We start from the raw sequence: 20,898 nt of genomic DNA on the forward strand, positions 1-20,898 counted from the left end.
CGTGTCTTCTTCCCCTGAATCCATATCCGCGCGGCTGCCCGGCTTTCGTCGTCCGACGCGGCCGGTCTGGCTCTCGCCGAAGGTCTTCCGGACCGAGGTCCTCGCGGGTCTGGTGGTCGCGCTGGCGCTGATTCCCGAGGCGATCTCGTTCTCGATCATCGCCGGGGTGGATCCGGCGATCGGGCTGTTCGCCTCGTTCACGATGGCCGTCGTGATCGCGTTCACCGGCGGGCGGCCGGCGATGATCTCCGCCGCGACGGGCGCCGTGGCTCTCGTGATCGCCCCGCTGAACCGGGAGCACGGGCTGGGCTACCTGGTCGCGGCGGTGATCCTGGCCGGCGTCTTCCAGATCGTGCTCGGCGCGCTCGGCGTGGCGAAGCTGATGCGGTTCATCCCGCGCTCGGTGATGGTCGGCTTCGTCAACTCGCTGGCCATCCTGGTCTTCATGGCCCAGGTCCCCGAGCTGCTGGGCGTGCCCTGGGCCGTCTTCCCGCTGCTGTCGGCCGGGCTGGCGCTGATGGTGTTCTTCCCGAAGGTCACGAAGGCGGTCCCGGCCCCGCTGGTGTCGATCGTCATCCTCACCGTGATCACCGTGGCCGCGGGCATCGCGGTCCCGACCGTCGGCGACAAGGGCGCGCTGCCGTCCGCGCTGCCGGTGCCGGGCCTGCCGGACGTGCCGCTCACCCTGGACACGCTGACCCTCATCGCGCCGTACGCGCTGGCCATGGCGCTCGTCGGGCTGATGGAGTCGCTGATGACGGCGAAGCTGGTCGACGAGATCACCGACACGCGGTCCTCGAAGACGCGGGAGTCCATAGGGCAGGGCATCGCGAACATCGTTACGGGGTTCTTCGGCGGCATGGGCGGCTGCGCGATGATCGGCCAGACGATGATCAACGTGAAGGTGTCCGGCGCCCGCACCCGGCTGTCTACCTTCCTCGCCGGCGTCTTCCTGATGGTGCTGTGCATCGCCTTCGGGCCGGTGGTCTCCGACATTCCGATGGCGGCCCTCGTCGCCGTCATGGTCATGGTCTGCTTCGCGACCTTCGACTGGCACTCCATCGCGCCGAAGACGCTGAGGCGGATGCCGGCCGGCGAGATCGCCGTCATGGTCGTCACCGTCGTGTGCGTGGTCGTCAGCCACAACCTGGCCGTGGGCGTCGTCGTGGGCTCCGTCACCGCGATGGTCATCTTCGCGAAGCGGGTCGCGCATCTGGCGAACGTCACCTCCGTCCTCGATCCGGACGGCGGCCAGGTCGTCTACTGCGTGACCGGCGAGCTGTTCTTCGCCTCCTCCAACGACCTGGTCGAGCAGTTCGACTACGCCGGCGACCCGGACAAGGTGGTCATCGACCTCTCCGCCGCCCACATCTGGGACGCCTCCTCCGTCGCCGCCCTCGACGCCATCGAGCACCGGTACGCCCAGCGCGGCAAGAGCGTCGAGATCACCGGCCTGAACGGACCCAGCGCCCGCCTGCACGGGACGCTCAGCGGCGAACTCACCGGCGGAAGCTGAGGAGCGGGCCTCAAGGCGGTGGTCCGGTGCCGCCAACCGGTGGTGTGGACCTTCCAGTTGGGCACGGCCAAGTTCCTGCCATTCCGTGACCCACGTCACATGCGGTTCCTGTCAGGAATCGGGGCGCTGTTCCGCTCAAGTCACCGAGAGCCCAGCGAACCGACAGGAGCAGCTCATGAAGCACCGCATCGTCGTCCTCGGTGCCGGCTATGCCGGGGCCTACGTGGCCGGGAACCTGGCCCGTCGGCTGTCCCCGGCGGACACCGAGATCACCGTGGTCAACGCCGTGCCGGACTTCGTCGAGCGGATGCGGCTGCACCAGGTCGCGGCCGGCCAGGAGATCGAAACCCAGAAGCTCGCCGACATCTTCGCGGGCACGGGGATACGTCTGCACCTGGCCCGCGTCACCGCCGTCGACCCCGAGCGCCAGGTCGTCGCCGTGGCCGACGCCGACACCGACGGCGATGGGGAACTCGGCTACGACACCCTTCTCTACGCGCTCGGCAGCCACGGTGACGACCGCGGTGTCCCCGGCGTGGCCGAGCACGCCTTCGACGTCGCCGCCCGGCCCTCGGCGCTGCGCCTGCGCGAGCGCCTGGACGGCCTGCGGGAAGGCGGGAACGTGGTGGTCGTCGGCGACGGGCTGACCGGCATCGAGACCGCCACCGAGATCGCCGAATCCCGGCCCGGCCTGTCGGTGGCCCTGGTCGCCCGCGGAGAGCTCGGCGCCCAGCTCTCCACCGGAGCCCGCGGCCACCTGCGCCAGGCCTGCGACCGGCTGGGCATCACCGTCCTGGAGCACACCAGCGTCGAAGCCGTCGAAGCGCCGCGGGTGCTGTGCGCCGACGGCACCACCCTGGCGTCCGACGCAACCGTGTGGACCGCCGGGTTCGCGGCCAACCCCATCGCCGCCGCCGCCGGGCTGGAGGTCACCGAGAACGGTCGGATCGTCGTCGACCGAACCATGCGGTCGCTCTCGCACCCCAACGTCTACGCAGCCGGCGACAGCGTCTACGCCATCGGCGACAACGGCCGACCGCTGCCGATGTCCTGCGCTACGGCCGGCTACACCGGCATGCAGGCCATGAAGGCCATCGTGGGACGCCTGACCGCCAGCAGGATCGGACACGTCAAGCTGGACTACCCGGGCAACCACATCAGCCTCGGGCGGCAGGACGGGATCCTGCAGATGGTCGACCACGAAGCGCGGGCAAAGCCGAAGTACATGGGCGGCCGGAAGGCCGCGCGGATCAAGGCGGGCATCCTCAAGATGTCGCTGTGGACCAACTCGCACCCGACCTTCTGCCTGCCCAAGCGCCAGCGCCACCTGGCCGCCGCACCGGACGCGTCCACCGAGAACGCGGTCCCGTACGCGCCGGACGCCTCCGCCGAGAAGGCGGTCGCGTAGCCGCCTAGGGTGGCCCGCATGGACAGCATTGCCGTGGATCGCTTCGACACCAGTCGGTTCGAGGCCAGCCGGAACCGGCTGGCCTCGCTGGCGTACCGCATGCTGGGCTCCGCCGCCGACGCCCAAGACGCCGTGCAGGACGCGTTCTTGCACTGGCAGGCCGCCGACCGGCAGCAGATCAAGGTGCCGGAAGCGTGGCTGACCAAGGTCGTCACCAACCTGTGCCTCGACCGGCTCCGCTCGGCACAGGCCCGCCGCGAACGCACCGCCGGTGCCTGGTTCCCCGAACTGCTCCTCGACGGCGACCCGATGCTCGGCCCGGCCGACACCTTCGAGCAGCGCGAATCGGTCTCCCTGGCCATGCTGACCCTCATGGAGCGCCTGTCACCCATCGAGCGGGCCGTCTACATACTGCGCGAAGCGTTCTCATACGGCCACGCCGAGATCGCCGAGATCCTCGGCATCACCGAGTCCGCGAGCCAGCAGCACCTCCACCGCGCCCGGACCCGCATCACCGCCACGCGCCGCCGAGGCGGCCGCGAAGTCGACCCCGCGTCCGCCCGCAGGATCGTCGAGGAATTCCTGACCGCTGCCACCTCGGGCCGCACCGAACGGCTGGTGGCGCTGCTCACCGACGACGTGATCGCGATCTCCGACGGCGCCGGCCTGGCCGAGAAGCTGCTGCGGTACGACACTCCGCAGCGCGTCGCCGCGGTCATGAGGGGCGGCTTCAAGCCCACGCCCGCGAAGCGGCGGCTCGCCGGCGGCGCGCCCGCCATCCACTACGCGGTCGTCAACGGCGCCCCCGCCGTCCTCTTCGTCCTCGGCGACCAGGTCATGGGCGCCGTGACGTTCGACGTCACCGAAGACAAGATCGCAGCCGTGCGCGGCATCGCCGCCCCCGCCCGCCTCGTCCGCCTCACCGAAGCCTGGCGACAGCACGAACCGGACACTGCGCTCATCAGCCAGTGGTGACCCGACGCCGACCACGGCCAGACGCAATAAAGGACCTCGCGGCGCTCAAGGCCCTGCTGGAGAGCTGAGGACGGCCCTCACGTCACCATCTGGTGCGACCGCTTCGACGTCTCCTTCGGCGCGGCCGCCCTCAAGGCCGCCTCACACGCGTATCCGTCACCGACCCGGACGCCGCCGCCGCTTCCGCGGTTCGGCATCCGGGCGGTGTCACGCGACCGCATCACCGGCACCCGCCCGAACAGACCACGCCATCCGCCGTGCCATTTCCGGCTGTTGGCGTGGTCTGTTCGGGTGGAATCGGAGGACGGTACCGTGCCGGACGCCTCTGCGCGGCAAGGCATGAAGGGTGACCGCCCAGGAGACCGAGGACTGGAACAGCGGCGCGTACGCGGGGGCGATCCACGCACGACGAGGCGATCTCTCGCTGCGTGGCGCTGACGGCTGGCGCCTTCCCCTGGACGTGAGCCGGTGGTGTGCCCGGGCCGACGCCGCCGACCGGGCGGTGCTGCGGCGCTGCAGGGGCCGCGTACTGGACATCGGCTGCGGCGCGGGCCGGATGGTGGAGGCACTGTCCCGGCGCGGGTACTCGGCGCTGGGGATCGATGTGTGCCCCTCGGCCGTCCGCACGACGGTGGGCCGTGGCGGTGTCGCGCTGCGCCGTTCGGTCTTCGACCCTCTTCCCGACGAGGGCGGATGGGGTACCGCCCTGCTCATCGACGGGAACATCGGCATCGGCGGCGACCCTCGCAGGCTCCTGCGCCGGATCAGGGATCTGGTGCAGGGCAGGGGGTTGCTCCTGGTGGAGACCGCTGCCGGCGATGTGGACGAGCGGCGCCGCGTACGGATCCACCAGGGGCAGCGGCCGGTGAGTGCCACCTTCGCCTGGGCGGCCGTCGGGACAGCGGCACTGGACCGGCATGCCCAGGCATCGGGATGGCACGCCGTCGAGCGCTGGTCGGCCGCCGAAGGCCGTCACTTCGTGGCCTTGCGAGCCGCCGCTTCCTGAGCGCGCCGGGCCCGCCGCGCAGCCCGCGATCCGCGCCACATCCGTACGAGAAGGACCGCGGTCGAGGCGGCGAACAGGCCGGCGCTGATCAGCAGCCAGCGGCCGAGGAAGACGTCCGCGGGGAGGCCGGTGCCAGCGGTGCAGTGACCGACCTGGCGGAACACGAGCGGCCACCGGACCAGCAGCAGGGCGCCGGAGACGAAGGCCGGCTCGACGAGTACCGGCAGCGCCTCCTGGACCACGTGGACGGGGATTGGAGTCCGGAGCTGCTCCAGCGCCCCGGCAGGTGATCATCGCCGCCGGCCTCGGCCTGTGGCAGGAGCTGGTACAGGGGACCACCGACACGGAGGGCTCGGTGCGCCTGATCCCCGGTTGATTGTCCGGCCCCCGTCCGGGCTTCCGGACAACCCGTGCGTCCCGTCCAATGAGGACCGTCCGGACGTACAGCAATGGGGTGTGCCATGCGGGTGACCGTGGTGGGTGGTGGAGTGGTCGCGCTGATCACCGCCGTGGAGTGCGTGCTCTCGGGGCACCAGGTGGCCGTCGTCGACCGCGGTCCCCTTCCGGCCCGCCCGGCCACAGCCTTCGGGCAGCACCGCATCATGGCGGCCCTCAACCCGGCGGATTTCGCGGGTACCGCTGCCGGGCTGCGCGCGCAGCACCGGTGGGGCGAGCTCGAAGAGCTGTTCAGCGCTCGTCTCTACGAGCGGGTCGGCGCCCTGAGCCTCATGCCTCCCCCGGCGGCAACCGAGGGCGCGGCCCTGCTCGCCGAGGCCGGCGGCCGGGCCCGGGCCCTCACGGCCGACGGGCTCGCCGGCCGGTACCCCCACCTGAACCTGGGCGGAGGACGCGGTGCGGTGCTGGAGGAGGGAGCCGGGGTGCTGCTCACGGACCGGGTGCTCGCCGCCGCCGTCGGCTGGCTGCGCTGGCAGCCCGGCGTCGAACTGCACCCGTACCGGCCGGTGGCGTCGGTGGACGGCGAGAGCGGTGCCGTACGGCTGGTCAACGGTGACGTGCTGCGCGGCGACGTGGCCCTGGTCGCGGCCGGGGCCCGGTCCAGGGGGCTGTTGCCGCCGGTCATCACCGAGCAGTTGACCTTGCACCGCACGTCCCTGCTGCACTGCCGGGTCCCGCGCCGCCAGGCCGCCGCGTGGGCGAGCACCCCGCCCGTGGCGGGCCTGGGCGCCACCGGCGGTGCCTGGCTCGTCCCGCCGGTGGCCGGCGGCGCGCTCACGCTGGGCTCCACGACGCCCCGCCACCCGGCCGGTGAGCTCACCGGCGTCGCGGCCGAGGCGGGCCGGCAGCGCCGCCTGGAGAGCGGGTTCGGAGATCTGCTGCCCGGCTTCGGGCCGGACTGGATCACCAGGGCCGAGCATCACATCACCCTGTCGTTCGCCGAGCCCGGCGGACCGGGGCCGGCGGCGCTGGGCGGTGCCGGATACGCCTACGCGGTCTGCGGCAGCACCTCGTTGACGTACGCGCCGCTCATCGCCCGCTCACTGGCGGACCGACTCACGGACGCGGCCCCGTCACCGACCGGGCTCTCGGCCCTCGACCGGCCATAGCCCGACGGCCTCCCGCGTACGCGCAGCTCCCCGCGCCCCCGCTCGTGCCCTCACCCGTGCCCCCGCTCGTGCTCGGCCTCGTCGGATCGGCCAGGGCCAGCGCGAATTCCCGGACCAGCGCCAGCATGCCGTACTGCCCGGCCAGCTGGGAGCGCTCCAGCAGGCCGGTCTCCACCAGTTCGTCGAGCAGCTCCTCGACCGGCGCCACGGGCCGCTCCAAGGACCGGGCCAAGCTGTCCACGACCTCGTGCACGCCGGTGTCCGCGGACAGCCGGGCTGCCGAGCCCGCGAATTGCCGCAGCACCAGCCGGGCCCACGGCCCCAGCCCCCGATAGGCCGTCTCGATCCGCTGGTACACGCTCTCGTCACCAGCCCGGAGCCGTCCCAGGAAACCGCCGGGCTCGGTCAGCTCCGTCACGGCCTCGTCGAGCAGCCATTCGGGGCGGGCGGCGATCCGCCGGCCGGCCAGATTGAGCGCGAGCGGCAGATCTCCGCAGGCCTCCGCGAGGCGCAGCACAGCGCGGGCCGCGGCCCCGGTCCGGTCGCCGCCGATCAGTCCGGCCAGCAGCTCCACCGACTCGTCCCGGTCGAGCACCCCGAGCCGCAGGCCACGGGTCCCGTCCAGGCCGAGCAGCCGGGAGCGGCTGGTGATGACGATCCGGCTCTCGGGTCCGATGTCGATCAGTTGCCGTACCTGGTGCTCGTGGCGCACGTCGTCCAGCAGGATCAGCACCCTCCGCCGGGCCAGCACCGAGCGGTAGAGGCCGAGCCGCTGACCGGCGTCCTGCGGGATCCGGTCCGCCGGAATGCCGAGCGCGCCGAGGAAGCCGGCCGCGATGTCCGAGGCGTCCCGCCCCTCCTCCTCGGCCCGGCCCAGGTCCGCGTACAGCTGCCCGTCCGGCAGGCCGGCGGCCAGCTCGTGGGCGAGGCGCAGCGCGAAGGCGGACTTGCCCACGCCCAGCTGTCCGCTGATCACCAGCGGTGCCGCCGTGTCCGGGCAGCCGGGCTGGGTGAGCGCCCTGGCCTGCTGGAGCTGTCGGGTCCGGCCGGTCAGCGTGCGCATTTCCCGGGGAAGTTGAGCGGGCGCCGGCAGCAGTGCCCGCAGGGCGGCCGCGTGCAGCTCGGTCTCCTGCCGCTGTGCCGCCGCCTTGGCAGCCGGACCGGCCTGGGACGGCTGGGACTCGCCGCCGGCGGCGCGGGCCGCCTCGCGCCAGCGGCGCTCCCAGATGGAGCGGTCGCCTCCGCACGTCTCCACGAAGGCGAGGGCGACCTGAAGCGTCGGTAGGCGATATCCGGCCGCCGCGTCGGACAGGACGGTCGAGGAGAACAGTGCGCTTCTGGCCATCTCGCGATAGCTGGGACTGCCCGCGGCGGCCCGGAGCCGGCGCAGCTCGCGGGCGAAGGCGGTGGCCGGTCCGGCATCCGGGGCGAGGGGCTTCTCCGGTCTGCCCACGCTGTCCTCCTTGCTGTGCCGAGGGAAGTTCACGTACCCCTGCACCGTGTCGCGCGCCCTTCCCGATCCCGTCCCGTGTCAGTACCACCCCGCACGGGAACGGCCTATGATCGTTCTGGGCAAGGCCTAGACCTGGGGTTTTGCGTGGGGGCGCCGTACGTGCCGGGAGTTAGGGGTGCAATGGGCGAAAGCATCGGAAATCATCCGCGGTTCAATATCCTCGGTCCGCTGGAGGGTTGGGCCGACGGAACGAGACTCCGGCTCGGGGGGGCCATCCAGGAACGGATCCTGGTCACATTGCTGCTGGAACCCGGAAAAGTACTGCCCGTATCGCGGCTCGTGGAGGCCGCCTGGGACGAAGACCCGCCAGCCACCGCCACGCACCAGGTGCGCAAGGCCGTGGCCGATCTGCGCCGTCGCATTCCGGACGGCGCCGGGGTGATCGTCACCGATGGGCCCGGCTACCGCACGGCCGTCTCGGACAGCCAGCTGGACCTGACCGATTTCGGCATCCGGGTCCGCGAGGCCAAGGCCGCCACCGTGGAGGGCAGCCCGGCCGAAGCCGCGGAGCTGCTGCGCTCCGCCCTCGCCCTGTGGCGCGGGCCGGTCCTGGGCGGCACGGGCGGTTCGGTGATAGAGGCCGCGGCAGCAGCACTGGAGGAGCGCCGCCTGGCGGCCGCCGAGCAGTTGTGCGAGCTCCGCCTCGGCCTGGGCGAGAGCGCCGAACTGGTCGTCGACCTGCGCGAACTGGTCTCCCAGTACCCGCTGCGGGAGACGCTGCGCTGCCAGCTGATGCTCGCGCTGTACCGCTCGGGACGGCAGGCCGAGGCCCTGGAGGAGTACGGGAAGGTCCGTGAGCTGCTCGTCGAGGAGCTCGGCATCGATCCGGGTCCCCAGCTGACCAAGATGTACGCGGCCATCCTGCAGGAGAGCCCCGAGCTGGCCGGTCCTGAGCCGGCCGCCCCTGCCTCAGCCGCCCACGCCCCAGCCCCCGCCCCGGCAGCACCGGCGCCGGCCTCATATCCCCCGGCCCCCGTACCGGCCGAGGCCCCCTGCACCCTGCCGTACGACCTCGCGGACTTCACCGGCCGCGACAAGGAGCTCGCCGAGCTGCTCGCCTGCACGGCCGAGGCGACCGGGCAGCGCACCCGGATCGTGGCGATCGACGGCATGGGCGGCAGCGGCAAGACCGCCCTCGCTGTACAGGCCGCGCACCGACTGGCCGCCGAGTATCCGGACGGGCAACTCCACATCGACCTGCGCGGGTTCACCTCGGGCGAGGAGCCCGTGACGGCGGGCACGGCGCTCGACAGCCTGCTCCGGGCGCTGGGCATACCCGGCGACCGGATCCCCGACGGCGTCGAGGGCCGTAGCGCGCTGTGGCGGGCGACGCTCGCCAACAAGCGGCTGCTGCTGCTCCTCGACAACGCCGTCGAGCCCGCGGAGATCACACCCTTGCTGCCGGCGTCCCCCGGCTGCCTCGTGCTGATCACGAGCCGGGCCCGGCTGCTGGACCTGGACGGGGCCGACTGGATCTCCATCGGTGTGATGCCGCCCGGGGACAGCGCACGGCTGGTGGCGGAGACCCTCGGCGAGCAGCGGGTGGCGGCAGAGCCCGAGGCGGCGGCCGAGCTGGCCCAGCTGTGCGGCCATCTGCCGCTCGCGCTGCGCATCGCCACCGCCCGGCTGCGCAACCGGCCGCGCTGGACCGTGCGGTATCTGGTCGCCCGCCTCCAGGACGAGACCCGCCGGCTCGACGAGCTGAGCGCGGGTGAGCGGAGCGTGGCGGCGACGCTGCGCCTCTCGTACCAGGTGCTGGAAGAGGACCACCGCGGCGCGTTCCGGATCCTGGCGTTGCATCCCGGCACCGCTCTCGACATCCACTCGGCGGCGGCCCTGATCGGGACGGACACCAGGGAGGCCGAGGACATCCTGGAATTCCTGCTGGACATGCACCTGCTCCAGCAGCCCGAAATCGGCCTGTACGGTTTCCACGACCTGGTACGGAGCTTCGCGCACAGCCTGGGCAACCCCGTCACGGCAATCATCGACGCGGCGGCCTGCGAGCGGCTGCTCGACTACTACCTGCTGGCGACCGCCGCGGCGTGCGCGGTGCTGTTCCCCGGCCGACGCCAGCACGACACCGGGTTAGTGCCTTCACCGGCCGAACTGCCGCCGCTCGACGAGGCCCGGCTCGCCCGCGGGTGGTTCACCCGCGAACACACCGGCCTCCTGGCGGCCGTCTCCCTGGCCGACAGGATGGGGCTCGACCGGCACGTCGTCCACCTGACCCGGAATCTCGTCTTCGCGCTGTACGAAAGCGGACGTTTCGCGGACTTCAGGGCGGTGGGGCGGGTTTCCGTCGGCGCCGCCCGGCGCCTGGGTGACCCGGTCCTGCTGGGGGTGGCGCTGTCCAACCTGGGGATCGCGTGCACGAAGCTCGGCAGTTTCGCCGAGGGCATCGAGGTCGCCGAAGAGGGCCTGGAACTCGCGGTCCGCCGCGGCGACCGGCACACCGAGGCCCACAGTGAGGGCACGCTGGGCCTGCTCAAGCTCATGCTGGGGCGGCTGCCCGAAGCCGTGGTCCGCCTGGAGAGGGCGATCGCCCTCGAACGGGAGCTGGGAGCGACGCGGCAGGAGGCCGAGAGCCAGAGCGTTCTGAGCACCCTGTTCACGGAGTGGGGCCGCTATCCGGAGGCCGCCGAGGCGGGGCGCAGGGCGCTCGCGCTCAACCGCGAGGTCGGCAACCGTCACCACGAGTCGGGGGCCCTGGTCGATCTGGCCTTCGCCCACGCGGGTCTGGGCGAGGGAGAACTCGCCCTGCGGCTGCTGACCCAGGCCCGCGAGCTGTACGACCCCGCGGCCGGTGCGGAGGAACTCGCCCTGCTGATGGCCCTGTCCGCCGACGTCACGTACCGGCTCGGCCAGGAGGAGCGGTCCGCGCGGGACGCCGAGCAGGCCCTGGAGCTGGTTCGCTCGACTGCCGTACCGATCCGGCAGTCGAAGATCGAGAACATCCTCGGCGCCCTCCAGCGGCGCAGGCGCGCGTACGGGGAGGCCATGGAGCTGCACGCGAACGCGCACCGGATCGCCTCGGCGATCAACTACCGCGCCGAAGAGGCCCATGCCCTGTACGGGATGGCCGAGGCCGCACAGGGCCTGGGTGACGCGGAAGCGGCGGCCCGGTACCGTGCCGCCGCGGTCGAGCTGTTCGATGACATGGACCTGCCCGCCCACCGCCGCGTCCGCTGAGCGCAACGCCCCGTACCGGATGCCGGTACGGGGCGGATGCTGCGTGCGGAGCCGGGACCGCCGGGACGGTTCAGGGGGCGATGATCGCCGGACCCTTCGAGTCCGCCAGCACGTGGTGACCGTAGGTCAGGTCCGCAGCGCCGTTGTCCGTTCCGACCGTCGCGCCCAGGACCAGAGCCAGTGCCATCACGAAGATCCCACCCAGTGCAATCGGCTTGCCGCGCATGTTCCCGCCCCTTGGTACGTCGCCGTCGTCTTGACATCACCGATGCTGTCCGCGGCCGTTCCCGAACGGTTCCCCCTTCAATACCGACCTGACGGTATCGAGGGAACGAGCATGGCTAACATGCGTCCACTGGCCAATGGGGGTCTACTTCAAGCCCTCAAACGACAGGGGCCGTACGGCAGGCAGTGATCCGGTAGCCGTGCTTGGTCAGGACCACCCGGGTACGCGCGCTGCCCGACTCGTAGCCGGCCAGATCGAGCAGGGCTCGCACGACCGACCGCAGCAGTACCCGCTCCGCCTCGCTGGGCGGCCGGTCCTCGGCGGTGATGGCGACCACGGTGTGCATACCGGCCACCGACCGGGTCTCGACCTCGAACCCGGGCCCGTCGAGTGGCTCCGCCGCGTCGTCCGGCCCCGGGCCGCCCTCACCCGCCCGACGCCCGGCCCCCGGCTCGACGGCGGACAGCTCCCGCAGCAGCCGGGGCAGGTCCGGCAGGTCCGGTTCATGGTTCACGGGTCACTCCTCATTTCGGTCAACTGCGGTGATACTCCGCTCGCTTCCTCCCGATCCCGTCCCGGCGTGTTCCCGGGGCGGGAGCGCGGCGCCGGACCGTAGTCCGTCAACGCTCGCCCGGCATGCCATCCAGCACCTCGGTGACCATCGACTCCGGTACACCGGGGACCAGTTCGGCCCCGCGCGGTCCGTCCAGGACGAAGGCCAGACCGTCCGTCGCCTTCTTGTCGAGCCGCATCAGCGCGACCAGTTCCCGTGTCACCATCCCCGCGGGAAGCAGGTACGGCAGCCCGTACGACTGGACGACGTCCAGGTGCTCGGCGACGCGCTCCGCGGAGATCCGGCCCAGCGCCCCGGCCAGCCGCCCCGCGAACACCGTTCCGATGGCCACTCCCTCACCGTGGCGCAGCGCGAAGTCGGTGGCCCGCTCCAGCGCGTGCCCGAGGGTGTGGCCGTAGTTGAGCAGGTGGCGCAACCCGGTGTCGCGCTCGTCCGCCGCGACGATCTCGGCCTTGCGGGCCACGCTCGCCGCGATCTGCTCTTCCAGGGGCAGCCCGCGCAGGTCGCCGGCGCCGATGAAGTTGGCCCGGGCCAGCTCGCCGTACCCATTGGTCCACTCCCGCTGCGGAAGGGTTTCCAGGTAGTCGGTGTCGCAGAGCACCGCCGAGGGCTGCCAGTACTGTCCGACCAGGTTCTTGCCCTGGGGCAGATTGACGGCCGTCTTCCCGCCGACGCTCGCGTCCACCTGCGCCAGCAGGGTCGTGGGCAGGTGGATCACCGGCAGGCCCCGGTGGTAGAGCGCGGCGGCGAGCCCCACCGAGTCCGTGGTCGTGCCGCCTCCCACGGACACGATGGCGTCCGCCCGGCTCAGGCCGAACTCGGCGAAGTGCCGGCACATCCGGTCCACGGTGGCGAGGTTCTTGTCCTCCTCGCCGTCGCGCGCCTCCAGGTAAAGGGTGGGCACTCCCGTCTCCGGGAGGGTGTCACGCGGTCTGGCCGAGACCACGGCCACCCGCCGCGCCCCGATCCCGGCTATCTTCTCGGCGAGCAGGTGCCGGACGCCGGAACCGATGTGCACCGGGTACGCGCGTTCGCCGAGTTCCACGTCGATCCGTCTGTGGATCCCGCTGTGGACCCGCGTGTCCGTGGCTGTCACGGTGATTCCCTTTCCGATGGTCAGTTCCGATGGTCAGTTCCCATGGCCAGTGCGGTCAGACCGACTGGAGGACGAGCGTCCTGGCCTCGGCCGTGAAGGCGGGGAGGGTGGCCCCTGCCGCCAGCACGCCGCGCAGCGCCCGGGCACCCAGCGCGGCGGTCGCCGTCGGGATGCCGAGCCGGTCGTGGGTGAGCTGGGCGTGGTCGTACAGCAGGTAGTTGACGGGTACGCCGGTGTCCTGCCGGCCCCCGATGACGGAGCGCACGGCGGGTACGTACCGCTCCCACACCTGCCCGTCCACCTCCGGCGGGCTGCTGAGGAGGGTGGCGGCGTATCCGTCGGCCTCGGCCGCCAGCTGGACCCGGCCCGCCGGACCGAGGTCATCGGTCCCGAACTGCCAGAAGTGGAACAGGAACGCGGCCCGGTCGGCCGGCGCCATCAGTGCGCACAGATGCCACAGGTGCAGGGTCGCCAGCGGCAGCCGCTCCTCCGGACGCGGGCCGCCGTCCTGGAGCAGGCGCAGGGCGAACTCGCTGGACTCCGTGGCGAGCCGGTCGGCCAGCCGGATGGTCTGGCTGGTCCGGTACTTGGCGGTCGGCGGGTCGTACCGGTCGGTGATGACCGGCCAGTTGTGGGCAGCGGTGTGGGCCCGCAGCCGCCGCTCCAGCTCCTCCAGGACCTCGTGGGTGGAGTGGAACCACAGTCCCAGGTTCGATCCGGCGCTCCGGTCGGGCCGCCGGAACTGCCAGTTGCCCTCGGGGTCGGCAAGGCGCAGATGGCCGGCGAGATCGGCCACCGCGGTCGAGAGGACCCGCGACGAGTGGTCCTCGTTCTGGTTGTTTCTCAGCGGATTCGGTATGCGAACGAAGAGCCAGTCACGACTCACTTCAGATCACCTCGCGGATGGAGAGGTCGAGTATGCGTGGATCCGCCGAGAGTAGTGCGCACACATCGCATCATCCGGTGATCGGGGAAAAGAATCCCGGCCGGACGGAAAAACAGGGATGAATTAGGGGGAGGATAGGGCGTTCGCATTCGGATTCCCAGGTGATGGCTGGAGAATGACCGGAGCATTGCCGGACCTGGGTAAATCTCGCGGAATGACGCGACACCTCGGAATGGACGTGGGCGGCACCAAGGTCGCCCTGCGGGTGGAAAGCGGAGAAGGCGACGCGGCGACGCCGTACGAGACCTCGTTCCGGTGGGCCGTGGGCGCCGACGTACGGGAGGACATGACGGCCCTCGCCGCCTGCCTTGACCGCGTCCGGCAGAGTTCGGCCGCTCCGATCACGGCGGCCGGCATCGCCATGCCCGCCACCCTGGACCCCTCGGGGACCGTGCTGACGTGGCCGAACCGGCCCGGCTGGACGGGACTGGACCTGCGGGCCGAACTGCGGCGGATGCTGCCCGGCACCGTCATCAGCTGCGCTGACGACGGAGATCTGGCCGCCCTGGCCGAGGCCCGTGCCATTGGCTGCGACGACATCGTCTACCTGGGGGTCGGCACCGGGATCGGCGGCGGGGTGGTCCTCGGCGGCCGGCTCTGCCCCGGGCCCGCCCGCGGCTCCTGCGAGCTCGGCCACCTCGTGGTCGACCGCACCGGAGCCGTGTGCGACTGCGGCCGCCGCGGCTGTGTCCAGGCGGCTGCCTCCGGCCCCGCGATCCTGCGCAGGGCGGAGGGGCTACGCGGCTCGGCGGTGGAGTTCACCGAGCTCCAGGAGGCCTGGGCCGCGGGCATCCCCTGGGGCGTGGCCGCGATCGACGAGGGCTGCGCCGTCCTGGCGGCGGCCGTGGTCGGCGCCGGAGAGCTCTTCCACCAGGAGGTCACCGTGATCGGTGGCGGCTTCGCGGGCGGTCTGCCCGGCTTCGTGGACCTCGTCGAGCAGCACGCCCGTCGGCTCACCCGCGCGGGAGTGCCGCAGCCCCGGATCGCGTCCGCGCGCCTCGGCGGACTCTCGTCCCTCGACGGAGCCGTCCTGCTAGCCCGGGACGCCTCGGAGCGGGCCGGCCGCCCGACAGCGCTTCAGGAATCGAAATGGCTGTGACAACGATTGGCTGTGACAACGATTGGCTGTGACAACGAAATGGCTGTGATATCAAAATGGCTGTGATATCAAAAAACATGCTGCGGACCCTGCTGGACGGTGACGTTCCCCTGGTCGCCGTCAGCTTCGGCGACAGCGACAACGAGCGGCTCGCCCAGGAGGCGAAGGACGCCGGGGTCGACATCGCCGAGCTTCGCATCGACGGATTCTCGCGCACCGACCAGGACCACGTCCTCGCCCAGGTGCGCGCGTTCGCGTCCATGCCCGTGCTGGCCACGGTGCGCTCCGCGTACGAGGGCGGCGACTGGAAGGGCACCGAGCAGGAGCGCCTCGCGCTCTTCCGCGCGATCGCCCCGCACGTCCACGCCGTGGACATCGAGCTGTCGTCCCGGGAGATCCTGGCCGAGGTCGTCGCCGCGGCCCATGAGCACGACACCGTGGCGCTCATCTCGTACCACAACTTCGATCTCACTCCGAGTTCCGAGGAGCTCGAAGCGGTCATCGCCGACGCGAAGGAGGCCGGCGCCGACATCGTCAAGCTGTCCACGATGGCGACGTCCGCCGACGACGTGAAGCGGCTCGCCGCGCTGCTCCTGGCGGCGGGAGATGACGTCCCGCTCATCGTCATCGCGATGGGCGCGGAGGGCTGCGCCTCGCGCGTCTTCTTCCCCGTGCTCGGGTCGCGGATCACCTACTCGTTCTTCGGGACCAGTTTCGCCCCGGGACAGCTCGCCTTCGCCGAGACCTCCGGCCTGCTGCGTACCTTCCACCCCGGCTTCGACCGGCGCATGACCGCTCGCCGCCGCACGGCCTAGCCGACAACGAAAGGAGCGGGGCACATCGGCCAGGATCTGGCCGGTATGCCCCGCTCCTTTCGTTGCCCCCCGCCCGCCAGGTGCGGCCGTCAGGCGGCCTGGCGCAGGATGGTGCGTACGACGGCGTCGAAGTCCTCGGCCTTCACCAGGACGCGGAACTTCTCGTGGCCGTCCTCGACGGTCAGGCAGCGGCGGCCGACCAGCATGACCGAGCCGTTCTCCACAGCGCGGGCGCGGATGACGGTGCGGTTGGAGACCAGCTCGCCCGCCCAGTTCCACTCGGGGCTCACCGGTACCGGCTGGGAGGGGTCGCGGTCCCACTCCGAGAGGCTGCGGGCGGTCGGCTTGAAGCGGTAGACGTGATGCCAGTCCGTCTCGCGGGTCTTGCGCTGGAGGACCTGGTAGCCGTTCTCCTCGACGACCCGGTAGGCGCAGCCGTACTGCTCCTGCACCTCGGGGCTGACCTTGACCGGGTCGATGAACGACGGGCCGGCGAAACCGGTGTCGGCCAGCCAGACCTCGCCGTCGATCCGCACGCCGATGAAGAGGTGCTCCAGGTCCGGTCCGAACCCGCCGTCCGGGCCCCGCACGCCGGCCGCCAGGATGTCGACGTCGTAGCCCAGGTCGGTGAGGAGCTTGCGGAACAGGCCGCTGAGCTCGAAGCAGGTACCGCCGGCGCCGCCGATGACGATGTCGTCGAAGGCCTGGTCCACGTCGATCTCGACGTAGTCCCAGATGTAGTCGCCACGTTCGGCGTTCACGGAGTTGTCGAACGGGACCGTGCGCAGGTGCGCGCTGTGCAGGCTACGGAGGGTTTCCACGGTGGGCTCAAGCGACCCGGTGTGGCCGAGGTGCGCCAGGTAGGCCTCGACGTTGTACATGTTCGGCGTCCTTCACTCGTCGATTGATTCCGTTCGCCCTGCCGGGGGACCCGGCAGGGCGAATCGCAGGTCAGCGGAGCTCCGCTGCGGGACGTACGCGGATCAGGCCGCGGGGACCTTCTCCTTGTCGGCTGCCTTCTCGGCGACCGGCTCGGCGGCTTCCGCCGGCGCGGCCTGCGCCTTGAGGAAGAAGGCCAGGAACGAACCGGCGATCGCGGCGAGACCGCCCACCAGCGCCGAGTTCTGCAGGCCGTCCAGGACGTCGCCGGCCGCGTTCGTGGCGCCCTCGCCGAGGTCCAGGCCCGCGTTCGCGACGGCGATCAGCGCGGCCATGCCCATGCCGCCGCCCAGCTGGGCGATCGTCTGGGTCAGGCCCGAGGCGACACCCTGCTCCTGCGGGGCGGCGTTCGAGCCCGCGGCCATGAAGATCGCCGGGTAGAGCATGCCGGCGAACAGACCCCAGAGCAGGACGCCCGGGACCAGCGGCCAGAAGCTGGTGCTCTCCGACATCGTGAAGGCCAGCACGATCATGGAGACGCCGAGGCCGGAGAGCCCGCCGAACAGGGCGTAGCGCACGCCCCACTTCTGGACGACGAACGGCAGCAGCTTGCCCGAGCCGATCATCGCGACGGCGCTCATCGGCAGGAAGGCGAGACCGGCCTGGAGCGGGGAGTAGCCGATGACGTTCTGCAGGTGCACGAAGAAGAGGTAGTTCAGCGTGTTGATGACGCCCTGGAAGACGAAGACGACCAGGATCGCGGTCACCAGGGCGCGGTAGCTCCACATGTGCGCGGGAGCCAGCGGGTCCTTGGTCTTGGCCTCGACGAAGAAGAACAGGACGCCGAGCGCGGCACCGACGGCGAGGGTGGTGATCGTGCTGACGGAGGTCCAGCCGTTCTCGGGACCGCTGATGAGACCGTAGACGAGCAGGGTCGAGGCGCCGGTCGCGACGAGCGCGCCGGGGATGTCGAACTTGCCGGTGTCGCCGGAGCGGACGTCCGGGGCGATGCAGGTGAAGATGCCGACGATCGCGAGGACGCAGAGCGGGATGTTCACGAAGAACACCGAGCCCCAGCCCAGGTAGTCGGTGAGCACACCGCCGGCGAGCGAGCCGATGATCGAGCCGGAGGCGCCGGCCGAACCCCACAGGGCGTAGGCCTTGTTGCGCTGGGGGCCTTCGTCGAAGGAGCTGTTGATCAGCGACAGGGTGGCCGGGAAGAGCAGCGCGCCGCCCAGGCCCTGGACCACACGCATCGCCACGAGCAGGCCCGGGCTGCCGGCGAAGCCGCCGACCGCCGACGCGACGCCGTACAGGCTGAGTGCGACCACGAGCATCATGCGGGCGCCGAGCCGGTCAACGGCACGGCCACCGAACAGGATCGCGCCGCCGAGGCCGACCGCGTAGGCGCTGACGACCCACTGGAGCGACTGCGCCGTGAAGCCTAGGTCCTTGCCGATCTCGGGCAGGGCCACATAGACGATGTTGTAATCGATGGAGAAGATGAGCATGCAGAACGCGATGAGGGCCATCGCGATCCCAGGCCGTCCGGCGGACGCCTGGGGAGAGGTGGAAGTCACTTCCATACCCTTTTCTGTGAAGCTGGATGATGTCGCGGCGCGTGGCTGAACCGTCGTCCGGCCGTTTACTGGCCGAGGCTGCCGATGCTGCGGGGGTGCCGGAAGAAGTTGTTCGGGTCGTAGGCGTTCTTCACCTTCTTGAGGCGCAGGTAGTTGTCGCCGTAGTACTGCGTCGCCCAGTCCGGCAGGCTGGAGCCGGGGAAGTTGACGTAGGCGCCGTCGCTGATCGGGTTGAGGACGTTCGCACCGGTCTGGACGAAGGCCGAGGCCGCGGACTCGGCGGTCGGCGTCGGCGTGTCGAGCTGGGCGACGTAGCCGATGAGGAAGTTCGCGTCGCGGTGGGGGTAGGCCGTCGCCGTCGGGGAGACGTAGTTGCTGTTGCCGCCCACGGCCATGCAGTGCAGAACTCGGCGCTGACCGGCCACCCGGTCGCCGTCCAGGGTGGCGATCAGGCCGCTCACCTGGGTGGGCGTGAAGGGCTGGTTGAACATCCGGTACGCGTCGCGCTGCCAGGCCGTGCGGTGCAGGTTCGCGTCCGGGTTGGCGCCCTGGCGGTGGCACTGGTCCTGGGTGAGGTCGCCGCAGCCGTACGCGGTCTGCATCGCCTCGTGGAACGGCAGGTCGGAGACGAAGTTGCTCACCGGCTGCGCGCCGATCAGCGAGGTCAGCTGCGCGAGGGCGGCCTGGGCCTCGGACTCGGGACCGTGGTAGCCACCGGTGATGATGACCATCGGTACGGCCCCGGGCGCGGCGTCGGGCAGGTTGAAGATCAGGGCGGAGCCGAGGTTGACGGAGGCGTTCAGCTGCCAGGTCTGCCAGGCCGCGAAGATCTGCTCCGCCTTGTCCCAGGCCCACATGGTGCTGAAGAAGACCATGCGGGGCGCGGCGATCGGGGCGACCTCGAACTCGGTGACGACGCCGAAGTTGCCGCCGCCGCCGCCCCGCAGGCCCCAGAACAGGTCGGAGTACTGCGTCGCCGAGGCCCGGATCAGGCGGCCGTCCGCGAGCACGATCTGGGCGGATTTGAGTCGGTCGCTGCCCAGGCCGAACTTTCTCGTCTGGTAGCCGATGCCGCCGCCGGAGATGAAGCCGCCGGGGGCGACCGTCGGGCAGGTGCCCGCGATGATCTGCTTGTTGTACGGCGCCAGGGCGTGCAGTGCGTCGATGGACTGCAGGCCCGGCCCGATCCTGACGGTCGAGGAGCCGACCGTGGCGTGGTTGAGGCGGGAGGTGTCGATGACCAGGCCCTCGCCGGTGGACCAGCCGTTGAAGTTGTGGCCACCGCTGCGGACCCGGACGGATATGCCGTTCACACGCGCGTAGTTCACGATGGCCTGCACGTCCTGAGGAGTCTCAGGGAAGGCGATGGCCTGCGGGTGCACCGCGTCGTACTCCACGATCTGCAGCTCCTTGGCTGCGTCGTAGCCCGGATCGGCGGGCAGTACGATGTCGCCCTGGATCCGCAGTGCGAGGTCGGCCCACCCGGTCGCGGTGGCTTCTGCGAAGACCGGCATCGCGCCGGCGCCCACGGCCGCCGCCGTGAGAGCCAGTCCTGCGCCGGCACGGAGGATGGTTCGCCTGCTCTGCATGTGGGCACTCCCAAGTAGCCATCGGACAGCGGATGTCGCGCACCCGATTAATGCAGACGCCGGGAACTAGCCGCCCATTGCGCGGTATGCGGGGCCGGCGGACACGGATGCGGCCGATTCCCTCGCGACCGTCCGGCGGATGACGTCCAGGACCTCGGCCTGGTGCCGGGTCAGGTAGAAATGGCCGCCCTCGAAGGTATGGAGGGCGAAACCGCCCGAGCTGTGCGCGGACCAGGACTGCGCCTCGTCCGCCGTCACCTGGGGATCGGTGTCGCCGGTGAGGGCCACGATCGGAGTGCTCAGCGGCGGCCGCGGGTGGTGGCGGTAGGTCTCGATGGCCTCGTAGTCACTGCGCAGCGCCGGCAGGATCATCCGGAGCAGTTCATCGTCCAGGAGCAGCCCGGAATCGGTACCGTCCAGCAGCTTCAGTTCGTCGATCACCCCCGCGTCCGAGCGCAGGTGGACGGATTCCACCCGGCGGCGGGAGGGCGCCCGGCGGGCGGAGGCGAACAGGGCGACCGGCGCATGGCCCGCGTCCTCCAGCCGGCTCGCGATCTCGTAGCCGAGCAGGCCGCCCATGCTGTGGCCGAAGAGGGCGAGCGGACGGTCGGTCCAGGGGGCCAGCGCGTCGGCGATCCGGTCGGCGAGCTCCGTGAGCCGGGTGACGCCCGGTTCGTGCCGCCGGTCCTGGCGGCCGGGGTACTGGACTGCCAGCACGTCCATCGCGGGCGCGAGCGCCCGGGCCATGGGGAAGTAGAAGCTCGCCGAACCGCCGGCGTGCGGGAGGCAGACCAGCCGCACGGGTGCGTCGGGGGCGGGATGGAAACGCCGGAGCCAGGGGTCTTCGTACGTCATCGGCGGGCCTCGGTCCACTCTCGGGTCATTGCGCGGGAATCCTCTCCGACGGTTTTTTCCACAA

The 20,898-nt window shown here is 71.3% G+C and carries 18 protein-coding genes; 8 read left to right on the top strand and 10 right to left on the bottom strand.

The window, feature by feature from the left end; all coding sequences use genetic code 11:
- Position 1 precedes the first annotated feature (1 nt).
- The 4 genes from MTF65_RS13375 (at position 2) to MTF65_RS13390 (ending at position 4,905) form a co-directional block, all read left to right on the top strand.
- Positions 2–1,516 (top strand): SulP family inorganic anion transporter, encoded by a 1,515-nt coding sequence (locus MTF65_RS13375; RefSeq protein WP_243628875.1) that lies wholly within the window; start codon positions 2–4, stop codon positions 1,514–1,516.
- Between the two features lie 175 nt (positions 1,517–1,691).
- A complete protein-coding gene (locus tag MTF65_RS13380; protein ID WP_243628876.1) occupies positions 1,692–2,924 on the top strand; it encodes an NAD(P)/FAD-dependent oxidoreductase in 1,233 nt (410 codons plus the stop codon).
- Positions 2,925–2,942: 18 nt separating this feature from the next.
- Positions 2,943–3,899 (top strand): sigma-70 family RNA polymerase sigma factor, encoded by a 957-nt coding sequence (locus MTF65_RS13385; RefSeq protein WP_243628877.1) that lies wholly within the window; start codon positions 2,943–2,945, stop codon positions 3,897–3,899.
- 346 nt (positions 3,900–4,245) lie between these two features.
- Complete coding sequence (locus MTF65_RS13390; protein WP_243628878.1) at positions 4,246–4,905, top strand: methyltransferase domain-containing protein; 660 nt, start codon at positions 4,246–4,248, stop codon at positions 4,903–4,905.
- Here MTF65_RS13390 and MTF65_RS13395 read toward each other — a convergent pair.
- The gene (locus MTF65_RS13395; protein ID WP_243628879.1) at positions 4,872–5,147 is read right to left on the bottom strand and encodes a hypothetical protein; all 276 of its coding nucleotides are present in this window, start codon (positions 5,145–5,147) and stop codon (positions 4,872–4,874) included. The two genes, MTF65_RS13390 and MTF65_RS13395, sit on opposite strands and share 34 nt — an antisense overlap.
- A 219-nt stretch (positions 5,148–5,366) precedes the next feature.
- Here MTF65_RS13395 and MTF65_RS13400 point away from each other — a divergent pair, with 219 nt between their 5' ends.
- Positions 5,367–6,470: an FAD-binding oxidoreductase gene (locus MTF65_RS13400; RefSeq protein ID WP_243628880.1), complete on the top strand. Its 1,104-nt coding sequence runs from the start codon at positions 5,367–5,369 to the stop codon at positions 6,468–6,470.
- On the opposite strand, the gene MTF65_RS13405 is transcribed toward MTF65_RS13400, so the two are convergent.
- A complete protein-coding gene (locus tag MTF65_RS13405; protein ID WP_243628881.1) occupies positions 6,418–7,923 on the bottom strand; it encodes an NB-ARC domain-containing protein in 1,506 nt (501 codons plus the stop codon). The genes MTF65_RS13400 and MTF65_RS13405 overlap by 53 nt on opposite strands.
- Positions 7,924–8,103: 180 nt before the next feature.
- Here MTF65_RS13405 and MTF65_RS13410 point away from each other — a divergent pair, with 180 nt between their 5' ends.
- Positions 8,104–11,175 (top strand): BTAD domain-containing putative transcriptional regulator, encoded by a 3,072-nt coding sequence (locus tag MTF65_RS13410; protein WP_243628882.1) that lies wholly within the window; start codon positions 8,104–8,106, stop codon positions 11,173–11,175.
- Positions 11,176–11,245: 70 nt separating this feature from the next.
- Here MTF65_RS13410 and MTF65_RS13415 read toward each other — a convergent pair whose 3' ends face one another.
- The 4 genes from MTF65_RS13415 to MTF65_RS13430 form a co-directional block, all read right to left on the bottom strand.
- Entirely contained in the window at positions 11,246–11,401 is a 156-nt protein-coding gene (locus MTF65_RS13415) for a hypothetical protein (RefSeq protein WP_243628883.1), read from the bottom strand.
- 157 nt (positions 11,402–11,558) lie between these two features.
- Positions 11,559–11,915, bottom strand: a complete 357-nt coding sequence (locus MTF65_RS13420; protein WP_243628884.1) for a hypothetical protein — start codon at positions 11,913–11,915, stop codon at positions 11,559–11,561.
- Between the two features lie 106 nt (positions 11,916–12,021).
- Positions 12,022–13,071: a 3-dehydroquinate synthase gene (locus MTF65_RS13425; protein ID WP_243628885.1), complete on the bottom strand. Its 1,050-nt coding sequence runs from the start codon at positions 13,069–13,071 to the stop codon at positions 12,022–12,024.
- Positions 13,072–13,126: 55 nt separating this feature from the next.
- Positions 13,127–13,957, bottom strand: a complete 831-nt coding sequence (locus tag MTF65_RS13430; protein WP_243628886.1) for a lantibiotic dehydratase C-terminal domain-containing protein — start codon at positions 13,955–13,957, stop codon at positions 13,127–13,129.
- A 214-nt stretch (positions 13,958–14,171) separates the two neighbouring features.
- Between MTF65_RS13430 and MTF65_RS13435 the strand changes: the two genes are divergently transcribed.
- Positions 14,172–15,116 (top strand): ROK family protein, encoded by a 945-nt coding sequence (locus MTF65_RS13435; RefSeq protein ID WP_243628887.1) that lies wholly within the window; start codon positions 14,172–14,174, stop codon positions 15,114–15,116.
- 56 nt (positions 15,117–15,172) lie between these two features.
- Complete coding sequence (aroD, locus tag MTF65_RS13440) at positions 15,173–15,931, top strand: type I 3-dehydroquinate dehydratase (protein WP_243628888.1); 759 nt, start codon at positions 15,173–15,175, stop codon at positions 15,929–15,931.
- An 89-nt stretch (positions 15,932–16,020) separates the two neighbouring features.
- Here the strand turns inward: aroD and MTF65_RS13445 are convergent, their stop codons facing one another.
- From MTF65_RS13445 to MTF65_RS13460, 4 genes are all read right to left on the bottom strand, one after another.
- Positions 16,021–16,812 carry an arylamine N-acetyltransferase gene (locus MTF65_RS13445; RefSeq protein ID WP_243628889.1) on the bottom strand — a complete coding sequence of 264 codons (792 nt, stop codon included), beginning with the start codon at positions 16,810–16,812 and terminating at the stop codon, positions 16,021–16,023.
- A 102-nt stretch (positions 16,813–16,914) separates the two neighbouring features.
- Positions 16,915–18,390, bottom strand: a complete 1,476-nt coding sequence (locus MTF65_RS13450) for an MFS transporter (RefSeq protein ID WP_243628890.1) — start codon at positions 18,388–18,390, stop codon at positions 16,915–16,917.
- Positions 18,391–18,455: 65 nt separating this feature from the next.
- The gene (locus tag MTF65_RS13455; protein WP_243628891.1) at positions 18,456–19,979 is read right to left on the bottom strand and encodes an FAD-binding oxidoreductase; all 1,524 of its coding nucleotides are present in this window, start codon (positions 19,977–19,979) and stop codon (positions 18,456–18,458) included.
- Positions 19,980–20,045: 66 nt separating this feature from the next.
- Positions 20,046–20,834 carry a thioesterase II family protein gene (locus MTF65_RS13460; protein WP_243628892.1) on the bottom strand — a complete coding sequence of 263 codons (789 nt, stop codon included), beginning with the start codon at positions 20,832–20,834 and terminating at the stop codon, positions 20,046–20,048.
- Positions 20,835–20,898: the final 64 nt, after the last annotated feature.

Origin of the sequence: Streptomyces sp. APSN-46.1 (assembly GCF_022815725.1) — a bacterium.
Lineage (GTDB): Bacteria > Actinomycetota > Actinomycetes > Streptomycetales > Streptomycetaceae > Streptomyces.